Below are 9,788 nucleotides of genomic sequence, written 5' to 3' on the forward strand. Positions count from 1 at the left end.
TCAATCCTACGCGTGCGCGTGCTCCTCAACGGGCCCGCCCGACGGCCACGGCCGCCGTGTGCTCGAGGATGACGGCGCCGTCTTCGGCGTTCTCCTCGCAGTACGCGTCGAACGCCTGCCGGAAGAGTTCTCGATCGCCTGCACCGAGTGCGAGGTAGAACGCACCGGCGGACGCGACACCGCCTTCGGCGGATGCCCACAGCGCGGCGACGGGTGCGTGCCATGCCCAGGTGATCTCCGACACCTCGACCGCGTGCCAGCCGCCTTCCGACAGCATCCTGCCGAATCCTGTTGCGGAGCGCTCGAAGTCCTTGTCGGCCGGAAGTCGCTGTCCTGGTCTCGGCGTCAAGCCGGCGCGTTCGCAGACGGCCGCCCAGAACCACGACGGCGACACCGTCCAGATCGTGGCGACGAGGGTCGCGTCGGCCTTTGCGACTCTGGCCATCTCGCTGGCCGACGCGCGCGGATCGGGAACGTGATTGATCACGAAGTTGGCGGTCACCGCGTCGAACGAGGCATCCGGGAACGGCAACGACGGAAGGGCACCGTCACGGACGTCGAGCTCCGGATGCTGCAGGGCCGAGACCTCGCGCATCGTCTGCTCGGGCTCGCATCCCGTGACGGTCCAGCCGGCGTCCGCGAGCAGAGCGCCGAGTGCGCCTGTCCCGGACCCGACATCGAGGAGCGGGCGGGAGCGCGCCGGCCCCAGTGCCCGGATGATCGCGTCCCCTGTGCCAGCGCACAGATCGGCGTAGGACGCGGCGTAGGCCGCGCCGACGCCGCTCCATGCCCTCATGCGGCGCGCATCCGGCCCAGTGGCGAGGTGACGACGATCGCGATGACCAGGACGGATGCCGCCACAGCCAGTCCGCCGAATTGGAAGTTCGACAGGATCAGCCCCGCGAGCACGGCACCACCGGCGGCCGAGAAGCTCATGAGAGAGTCGCTGCGGCCCTGCCTCCGCGTGCGCAACCCCGGGGCGGTCGCCTCGGTGAGCAGCGCAGCACCCGAGACCGTGGCTGCGCTCCAGCCCAGCCCGAGCAGGATCAGCGCGACCATCACGCCCCATGCCTGATCGTTCACGAACATCGCGAACAGCAGGGATGCGGCGAGCAGCCCCTGCCCGAGCAGGACGACCTGCAGGCGTCCCCATCGGTCGGCAAGGATGCCGAACACCGGTGACAGGGCGTACATCCCGGCGACGTGCATGGCGATCGTGACGCCGACCAGCGACGAGATGTCCGCCGGCGTCGCGTGCCCGCCATGCGCCCCGTGCGCCATGTGCGCGAGGTGGATCGGCGTCATGGCCATGACCGAGGCCATCGTCACGTGCGAGGCCGCGATCGCGAACATCGCGTAGCGCGCCGCGACCGGGTGATCGCGGCGCTCCTCCACCGCGTTCTGGTCGGCGCCGGCCGCCATGATGCGCTGGGCGAGAAGCAGCGGATCGGGGCGGAGGGCCACGACGTAGAGCACGAACGCCGCCGTCTGCGCGATCAGCGAGAACAGGTACGAGCCGGTCTGCGGCGGCATCCCGATCGCCTGCCCGACGACCTCGCCCGGCCCCAGCAGCAGCGGGCCGGCCACTCCCCCGACGGCGGTCGCCCAGACGACGACCGAGAGGTCGCGGCCGCGGTGCCGCGGACTGGCGAGGTCGGTCGCGGCGAAGCGCGACTGCAGATTGCCGGCGTTGCCTGCGCCGATGAGCACGATGCCGACCAGGAGCAGCGGGAACACCCGGAGCCCCGCGGCGAGGATCACGATGCCGATGCCGACCAGGGCGAAGAGGTTGCCGAGGGTCAGCGCGCGCCGGCGCCCCAGCTTCGTCGCGAGGCGCGCCAGTGGGATCGCGCACAGCGCCGCACCGAGCGTGACGGATGCCGTGGCGAGTCCGGAGAGCGCGTCGTCGCCGGAGATGTCGGCGGCCAGCAGCGCGCCCAGCGACACCGTCGCGCCGAACGCGATGCCGCCGAGCACCTGGCCGGCGGAGAGGATCGCGACCGTGCGTCGCTGCACCGCCTGCTGCTGCTCGGCTGTGGGGACCGTCATGCGACGGGCAGCGCGTCGCGCACGGCGTTGCGCAGGATGCCGATGCCGGAGACCTCGACCTCGACGGTGTCGCCGGCGACGAAGGGCCCGACGCCCGCCGGCGTCCCGGTGAGGATGACGTCGCCCGGGAGCAGGGTGAACACGGCAGAGGCGTACTCGATGATGTCCGCCGCCGAGTGGATCATCTCGCTCAGCGGAGCGCTCTGACGCACCTCGCCGTTCACGCGGGTCTGGATCGTGGCATCCGCATCGTCGAACTCCGTCTCGATGACGGGGCCCAGCGGGCAGAAGGTGTCGAAGCCCTTGCCGCGCGTCCACTGACCGTCCTTGCGCTGCAAGTCGCGCGCGGTGACGTCGTTCGCCACGGTGTAGCCGAAGACGTAGTCGAGCGCGTCTGCCGCGCGGACGTTCTTGGCGATGCGTCCGATCACGACGGCGAGTTCGCCCTCGTGGTCGGTCTGCTCCGACAGGGCCGGACGAACGATCGTGTCACCGGGGCCGATGACCGCGGTGTTGGGCTTGAGGAACAGGAGCGGCTCCTCGGGAGCGGTGCCGCCCATCTCGGCCGCATGGTCGTGGTAGTTCTTGCCGACGCACACGACCTTGGAACGCGGGATCACCGGGGCCAGAAGCGCCGCATCCGCGAGCGGGACGCGCTCCCCCGTCGTCTCGAATCCGGCGAACATCGGATCGCCGGCGAGGACCACCAGCTCCTGCTCGTCGAGGATCCCGTACTGGATGGCGTCGTTGTGGCTGAACCGGGCGATCTTCACCCGTCCAGCCTATCGACCTCTCCCCCCGCACATCACAGACCTCTCCTGGTCGACGAGACCCCGTCGCATCGACGTGAATACGACGGGGTCTCGTCGTTCCCGAGAGGTCTGTAGCGGGGGTTCAGACGCAGGCAGGGGCTCGCTAGTCACCCGGGAGGGAGGATGCCGAAGGCGGCGAGCCGAGCACCGAGCGTCTCGGCGGTGCCGATGTGGCTGTGGCCCCATCGAACCAAACCCCACCCCGTGACGCCGCGCACGTCATCCTCACGCTGCTTCTCGGCAAGCACGGCGTCCTGCGGCGTGGAGGCCGCCCGCAGCTCGGGTTCGAGGTACTTCGCATCACCGTCGAACTCGCCGAACACGCGGCATCCGGTGAACCCGAAGTCCAGATAGTAATCGCGCCCGGTCGACCCGACGACGTGGACCTGCAGCGCCACATTCTGGAATCCGAGTGTGTGAAGCCGAAGCCGGCTGATGCTCTCACCCGGGAGTTCCGCGCGCCCGTCGGCGAAGGCGGCGACCCAGCGTGCAGTCTTTGCTCCGCGTGCCCGTGAAGCGGCCATGATCCTCAGCTCCTCGCGCCATGCCGCTGCCTTCTCCTCGTCTTGAACGCGTCGCGACACCGCGACGTGCCCGAGGGCCGCGTCACCGGCGGAGATCGCAGCCTCTGGCGAGAGCGTCCGCGCCAGATCGTAGACCGTTCGTGCGAGCGATGTGCACCTCAACCCGTGCTTGACCACGATGTCGTCAGCCGTCACTTTGAGGGCGTGCCTCATCACCCCGTCTGAACGACGAGAATGCCGAGTTCCTGCGATCAGGACGTGCACGAAGTCGTCGCGTCCGCCGTACCACGGCAATCCCCACAGCGCAGCTGCCGATGCGTGCGCGAACACGGCGTCCGGGCTCACCCGTGCGAAGGCGATGGCGCGCAGCAGATGGCGCCCTTCCTCCCACAGCGCGTCCCATGTCGGGCCATCGACGTACTGCCCACGGTGAACCCGGACGAGCATCCCCACGTTCACGAGAGATTCGAGACCCCGCTCCGTGATTCCGGCATCCAGCAGTTCCGAGCGCGTGCGCAGCAGAGCGGCTGCCTCGGCGAACTCGATCCTCTTCCTCATGCCGCGATCGTCACAGATCGTGAGTGCCCGTGCGGTTCCTCCACAGCCCGATCCGCGTTCCGGCATTCCGGGCCGCCTGTGCAGAGAAAGTCCCACCACAGACCTCTCGGGAACGACGAGACCCCGTCGTATCGACGTGAATACGACGGGGTCTTGTAGACCAGGAGAGGTCTGTGGGGCGTGGGGTCAGGCGTCCAGGCGGTAGAGCCAGCCGTGCTTGTCCTCGCGGCGGCCGTACTGGATGTCGGTGAGCTCTTCGCGCAGCGAGAGCGCGAGCTCGCCGGACGGCTGCGGTTCCTCGCCCGCAGCGGTCACGAGGGCGCCGATCGGCGTGACGACAGCGGCCGTGCCGCAGGCGAACACCTCGACGATGTCGCCGGACGCCACGCCGTCGCGCCATTCCTGGAGCGACACCGGCCGGCGCTCGACGGTGTGGCCGCGGTCCTCCGCGAGCTGCAGCAGCGAGTTGCGGGTGATGCCCTCGAGGATGCTGTCGGAGTCGGGGGTGACGATGCGGCCGTCCTTGTAGACGAACACGACGTTCATTCCGCCGAGCTCTTCGACGTTGCCGTCCCGGTCGAGGAAGACCACCTGGTCGCAGCCCTTCTCGTACGCCTCGGCCTGCGGCAGAAGGCTCGACGCGTAGTTGCCGCCGGTCTTGGCCGCACCCGTGCCGCCCTTGCCCGCGCGGGCGTAATTCTCGGACAGCCAGATGCGCACCGGCTGCACGCCGCCCTTGAAGTACGAACCCGCCGGGCTCGCGATCACGTAGTAGGCGACCTTCTGCGCGGGGCGCACGCCGAGGAACGCCTCCTTCGCGAACATGAACGGCCGCAGGTACAGGCTCTGGTCCTCTCCGGACGGCACCCAGGCGCCGTCGACGGCGATCAGTTCGCGGATCGACTGCAGGAAGTACTCGGCGGGCAGCTCCGGCAGCGCCATGCGCCGCGCACTGCGCTGCAGGCGGGCGGCGTTCTGGTCGGGACGGAACGTGTGGATCGACCCGTCTGCGTGCCGGTAGGCCTTGATGCCCTCGAAGATCTCCTGACCGTAGTGCAGCACGGCGGCGGCGGGGTCGAGTGCGATCGGGCCGTAGGGCTGCACGCGCGGACGATGCCATCCGCCGCGGGCCGACCAGCACACGTCGACCATGTGGTCGGTGAACACTGTGCCGAAGCCCGGGTTCTTCAGGATCTCCTCGCGCTCGGCTGCGGACTTCGCTGCGAGGTTCTTGGTCACGGCGAACTCGAGCGGTGCGAGTTCGGTTTCGGTCGTTGTCATCTCTCTCCTGCGGGGTTGCGGGCGGCGCTCGCGTGCGTCCAGGTTACGCCTGGAGCCGGGCGATGATGGCGTCGCCCACCTCAGTGGTGGTTCGAGAGCCGAGCCGTTCGGCGATGTCCGCCTCGACCGCGCTGGTCACGCGGGCCGATTCCTCGCGGAGCCCGAGGTGATCGAGCAGGAGGGCGACGGACAGGATCGCCGCGGTGGGGTCGGCTTTCTGTTGGCCTGCGATGTCGGGCGCCGAACCGTGAACGGGCTCGAACATCGAGGGGAACGTGCCGTCGGGGTTGATGTTGCCCGATGCAGCGAGGCCGATGCCACCGGTGACGGCGCCTGCCAGATCCGTGAGGATGTCGCCGAAGAGGTTGTCGGTGACGATAACGTCGAAGCGGCTGGGGTTGCTGACCATGAAGATCGTCGCCGCATCCACGTGCAAGTAGTCTACGGCCACGCCGGGGTGCTCCCCTGCCACCTCGTTCACGATGCGCTGCCACATGCCTCCTGCGTGGACGAGCACGTTCGTCTTGTGCACCAGGGTGAGCTGCTGACGACGACGCTCGGCGAGCTCGAACGCGTAGCGGACGACGCGCTCGACGCCGTAGGCGGTGTTGACGCTCGTCTCGTTGGCGACCTCGTTCGAGGTTCCGACACGGATGGCGCCGCCATTGCCCACGTACGGACCCTCTGTACCCTCGCGGACGACGACGAAGTCGATCTCGCGCGGGTCGGCGAGCGGTCCGGCCGCACCGGGATAGAGCTTGGAGGGACGCAGGTTCACGTAGTGGTCGAGCGTGAAACGGAGCCTCAGAAGCAGACCTCGCTCGATGTTCGCGTCCTTCAACGCCGGGTCGCCCGGCGTGCCGCCCACGGCGCCGAGGATGATCGCATCGTTCGCCTTGATCGCGTCGAGGTCCTCGTCGGTCAGCGTGTCGCCGGTCTCCAGGTAACGCGCGGCTCCGAGCGAGAAGCGGGTCTTGTCGAAGGCGACATCGCTGTTCGCGGTGACGGCGTCGAGCACCTTCTCCGCCTCGGCGACGACCTCGGGACCGATGCCGTCACCGGGGATGACGGCCAGCTTCACGACACGCGACATGCGCACTCCTTGCCTCGGGAAACCCGCGGTACGACGACGGCGCGGGTACCCCCCAGCGTACTGGTCAGTGCGAACGGGGCGTGGGCAGTGTGACGGCGGCGATAACCCCCGCCGCCATCACGAGGCCGGCGCCGATCAGCGAGGTGAGGGTGATCCCAGACTCGAAGGCGGATGCCGCGGCATCCCAGAGCTGCGTGCGCAGCGGCTCCGCGAGTTCGTGCGCCGCACCGTAGGCGCCGGCGAGCGTCTCCCGCGCTCCGGACGCGATCTCCGCCGGAACTCCCGGCGGGATCACGAGCGCGTCGCGGTACAGCGCGGTGATGATCCCGCCGAGCACGGCGGTGCCGAGCACCGCTCCGAGCTCGTATGCGGTCTCGGAGACGGCGCTCGCTGCTCCCGCCTTCGCAGGCGGTGCGCTCGAGAGGATCAATTCGTTCGAGATGGTCTCCGCCGCGCCGATGCCGATGCCGAGCACGACGAACGCGATCACGAGCGCCAGGATGCCGTGCTCGTCGGAAGCGAACGCGACGAGCAGATACCCCACGACCGAGAACACGAGGGCGGCGGGAACGACGACCGATGGGCGGACGCTGCGCGAGATCGGCACGATGACGAGACCGGCGACGATCATGGCGAGCATCCCCGGCACCAGCGCGAGCCCCGCCATCATCGGAGTGAGACCGATGACCAGCTGCAGATGCTGCGACACGAAGTACAGGAATCCGACGAGCGCGACGACGCTGAGCAGGTTCACGAGAATGGCTCCCGAGAACGTGCCGCGCCGGAACAGTGCCATGTCGAGCATCGGCGTCGTGGCGCGCAGCTGACGCCGCACGAACAGGAAGCCGAGCACGACGCTGAGCGCGACGCACGCGGCCGCGATGAGCGTCGCACCGTCGACCGCGACGGACTTGATCGCGTACACGATCGGCACCATCGCACCCATCGAAAGCAGGATGCTGATCGGGTCGATGCGCCCCGGAGCCGGGTCGCGGCTCTCCGGGACGAGCAGCGGAGCCGCGATGAGGAGCGGGATCAGCACGGGCACGGCGAGGAGGAAGACCGACCCCCAGGAGAAGTGCTCGAGGAGGAAGCCCCCGACGATCGGGCCGAGTGCCGCTCCTGCCGAGAACGCGGACGCCCAGACCGCGATCGCCATCCGGCGCTGATCGCGGTTCTGGAAGATCGACCGCAGCAGCGACAGGGTCGACGGCATGAGCATGGCCCCGAAGAAGCCGAGCAGGACGCGCGCCGCGATCAGCAGCCCTGCCGTGGGCGCGAAGGCCGCCAGTGCGGAGACTGCGGCGAACCCGGTGGCACCGATCAGGAGCATCCGGCGGCGACCGAAGCGGTCGCCCAGCGTGCCCATCGTCACCAGCAGTCCCGCCAGGACCAGCGGATACGCGTCGATGATCCAGAGCTGCTCCGCACCAGTCGGGGCGAGCGCGAGCGAGATCTCCGGCAGCGCGAAGCTCAGCACCGTGTTGTCCACCGACACGAGCAGCACGGGGAGCATCAGGACGATCAGCGCCCACCAGCCGCGGGCCCCAGCGCGTGGGCCGTCGGTCGTGGTCACCTGGATCGGTGCCGTCTGCGTCATGCTCGTTCCTGTCATCCGTGGTCGTTACTAAACCGTCCGGCTGGTATAGTAACAGATATGCCCCGACCTCCTCTCGCCCGCGAACGGGTACTCGACGCATTCGAGACGCTCCTGATCGACGACGGCGAGCGAGCCGCGACGCTGGATGCGACGGCGAAGGCCGCAGGCGTCTCCAAGGGCGGCCTGCTCTACCACTTCGCATCCAAGGACGACTTGGTCGCCGGACTCCTCGATCGCCTCGAAGTCGCCGCCCGCGAGGACCTCGACCGCATGGCGACGGCCCCGGACGGCGCCGTCGCGTACTTCCTCCGCACGTCGATCATGGAGGACACCGCGCTCGACCGCGTCCTCGTCGCAGCATCGCGCATCGCGCAGGGCGGAGCGGCCGCCGCATCCGACGCCCTCAGGCGGGTGCGCGAGTCCTGGGCTGAGGCCCTGCGCCCGCACGTGCGCGACCAGACCGCGCTCGATCTGGTCATGCTCGTCAGCGACGGCCTCTACTACAACAACGCGCTCGACACCGCGGGCGCCGAGGGAAGCGGCCTCGCAGGCCCCGTGCCGAGAGGCGCGGAGCTGGAGAAGCTCATTGCTCTCGTGCAGAGGGCCGTCTCATGACGGACCTCTGAACCTTCATGACGCCCCCTGAACGGGCGCGCCGGGTCAGACCTCGGCGACCTCGATCTGCTTGACGACGCTCGCCTCGATCGCGGCGCCGACCTCGGCGAGCAGCTCATCGGGCACCCGGGAGTCGACGGTGAGGACCGTGAGCGCTTCGCCGCCTGCCGCGCGACGCGCGACCTGCATGCCCGCGATGTTGATGCCTGCGTCGCCGAACTTCTGGCCGTAGACGGCGACGATGCCAGGACGATCGAGGTACTGCATCACGATGTGGTTGGTCTCGATCGGCACCTCGATGTCGTGACCGTTGATGCCGACGATCTTCTGCACCATGCGCGTTCCGGCGAGGGTGCCCGCCACAGTGAGGACGGTGCCGTCAGCGAGAGCCCCGCGCAGCGTCGTCAGGTTGCGGTACTCGGGGCTGTCCTTCTCGACGATGAGCCGCGCCTCGATGCCGCGCTGCTCGGCGAAGAGCGGGGCATTGACGTACGAGACGTTCTCACTGACCACGTTCGAGAGGATTCCCTTGAGCGCCGCGAGCTTGTAGACGCTGACGTCGTAGTCGGCGAGCTCGCCGCGGACCTCGATGTCGAGCGTGGTGACCGCGGAGCCGGCGAGGCCGCTGAAGACCTGTCCCAGCTTCTCCACCAGGGCGATGCCCGGGCGGACGAACGGGTCGATGACGCCACCGGCGACGTTCACGGCATCCGGCACGAGATCGCCCTCGAGGGCGAGCTTGACCGAGCGCGCGACCGAGATGCCGGCCTTCTCCTGCGCCTCATCGGTGGAGGCCCCGAGGTGCGGGGTGACGATGACGTTCGGCAGCTCGAGGAGCTCGCGGGCCGATCCGCCCTCGGCTGGCGGTTCGGAGGTGAACACGTCGAGGCCGGCTCCGGCGATCTCGCCGGCGACGAGTGCTTCGCGCAGCGCCACCTCGTCGATCAGGCCACCGCGCGCGACGTTGACGACGTATGCAGACGGCTTCATGGCCGCGAACTGAGCGGCGCCGATCATGCCCGTGGTCTCGGGCGTCTTCGGCATGTGGATCGTGAGGAAGTCGACCTCGGCGACGAGCTCGTCGAGGGTGCGCAGCTCGACGCCCAGCTGCTGTGCACGGGCGGTCGTGACGTAGGGGTCGTAGGCGACGACCTTCATGCCGAAGCTCTGCATGCGCGCGGCCACCAGCGCGCCGATGCGGCCGAGCCCGACGATGCCGAGGGTCTTCTCGAACAGCTCGGTCCCCGTGTAGGCGC

General features: G+C 69.1%; 9 protein-coding genes. 1 reads left to right on the forward strand and 8 read right to left on the reverse strand.

Going from position 1 to position 9,788, the window contains the following annotated elements; translation table 11 throughout:
• Positions 1-25 precede the first annotated feature (25 nt).
• The 7 genes from HWX58_RS07655 to HWX58_RS07685 form a co-directional block, all read right to left on the reverse strand.
• On the reverse strand, positions 26-796 hold the full coding sequence (locus HWX58_RS07655; protein WP_175986556.1) for a class I SAM-dependent methyltransferase: 771 nt from the start codon (positions 794-796) through the stop codon (positions 26-28).
• Positions 793-2,049 (reverse strand): MFS transporter, encoded by a 1,257-nt coding sequence (locus HWX58_RS07660; RefSeq protein ID WP_175986559.1) that lies wholly within the window; start codon positions 2,047-2,049, stop codon positions 793-795. Before HWX58_RS07660 ends, HWX58_RS07655 begins: the two co-directional genes overlap by 4 nt.
• Positions 2,046-2,822, reverse strand: a complete 777-nt coding sequence (locus tag HWX58_RS07665; RefSeq protein ID WP_175986562.1) for a fumarylacetoacetate hydrolase family protein — start codon at positions 2,820-2,822, stop codon at positions 2,046-2,048. Before HWX58_RS07665 ends, HWX58_RS07660 begins: the two co-directional genes overlap by 4 nt.
• Before the next feature lie 146 nt (positions 2,823-2,968).
• A complete protein-coding gene (locus HWX58_RS07670; protein WP_175986564.1) occupies positions 2,969-3,943 on the reverse strand; it encodes a hypothetical protein in 975 nt (324 codons plus the stop codon).
• A 186-nt stretch (positions 3,944-4,129) separates the two neighbouring features.
• Positions 4,130-5,224, reverse strand: coding sequence for a branched-chain amino acid aminotransferase (locus HWX58_RS07675; RefSeq protein ID WP_175986567.1), 1,095 nt, complete (start codon positions 5,222-5,224; stop codon positions 4,130-4,132).
• A 43-nt stretch (positions 5,225-5,267) separates the two neighbouring features.
• Positions 5,268-6,317 carry a 3-isopropylmalate dehydrogenase gene (locus tag HWX58_RS07680; RefSeq protein ID WP_175986569.1) on the reverse strand — a complete coding sequence of 350 codons (1,050 nt, stop codon included), beginning with the start codon at positions 6,315-6,317 and terminating at the stop codon, positions 5,268-5,270.
• A gap of 64 nt (positions 6,318-6,381) precedes the next feature.
• Complete coding sequence (locus HWX58_RS07685; protein ID WP_175986572.1) at positions 6,382-7,917, reverse strand: MFS transporter; 1,536 nt, start codon at positions 7,915-7,917, stop codon at positions 6,382-6,384.
• A 57-nt stretch (positions 7,918-7,974) separates the two neighbouring features.
• Between HWX58_RS07685 and HWX58_RS07690 the strand changes: the two genes are divergently transcribed.
• Positions 7,975-8,532 carry a TetR/AcrR family transcriptional regulator gene (locus HWX58_RS07690; protein ID WP_175986575.1) on the forward strand — a complete coding sequence of 186 codons (558 nt, stop codon included), beginning with the start codon at positions 7,975-7,977 and terminating at the stop codon, positions 8,530-8,532.
• A 45-nt stretch (positions 8,533-8,577) separates the two neighbouring features.
• Here HWX58_RS07690 and HWX58_RS07695 read toward each other — a convergent pair.
• Positions 8,578-9,788 (reverse strand): NAD(P)-dependent oxidoreductase (locus HWX58_RS07695; protein WP_175986577.1); only part of this gene is annotated, 1,211 nt, incomplete at its 5' end.

It is taken from the genome of Microbacterium tenebrionis (assembly GCF_903645325.1).
Lineage (GTDB): Bacteria > Actinomycetota > Actinomycetes > Actinomycetales > Microbacteriaceae > Microbacterium > Microbacterium tenebrionis.

Bases quoted from the DNA above. Each gene is read 5' to 3' on its own strand.
- HWX58_RS07655 (WP_175986556.1), bottom strand. From the start codon at position 796: ATGAGGGCATGGAGCGGCGTCGGCGCGGCCTACGCCGCGTCCTACGCC.
- HWX58_RS07660 (WP_175986559.1), bottom strand. From the start codon at position 2,049: ATGACGGTCCCCACAGCCGAGCAGCAGCAGGCGGTGCAGCGACGCACG.
- HWX58_RS07670 (WP_175986564.1), bottom strand. From the start codon at position 3,943: ATGAGGAAGAGGATCGAGTTCGCCGAGGCAGCCGCTCTGCTGCGCACG.
- HWX58_RS07675 (WP_175986567.1), bottom strand. From the start codon at position 5,224: ATGACAACGACCGAAACCGAACTCGCACCGCTCGAGTTCGCCGTGACC.
- HWX58_RS07680 (WP_175986569.1), bottom strand. From the start codon at position 6,317: ATGTCGCGTGTCGTGAAGCTGGCCGTCATCCCCGGTGACGGCATCGGT.
- HWX58_RS07685 (WP_175986572.1), bottom strand. From the start codon at position 7,917: ATGACGCAGACGGCACCGATCCAGGTGACCACGACCGACGGCCCACGC.
- HWX58_RS07690 (WP_175986575.1), top strand. From the start codon at position 7,975: ATGCCCCGACCTCCTCTCGCCCGCGAACGGGTACTCGACGCATTCGAG.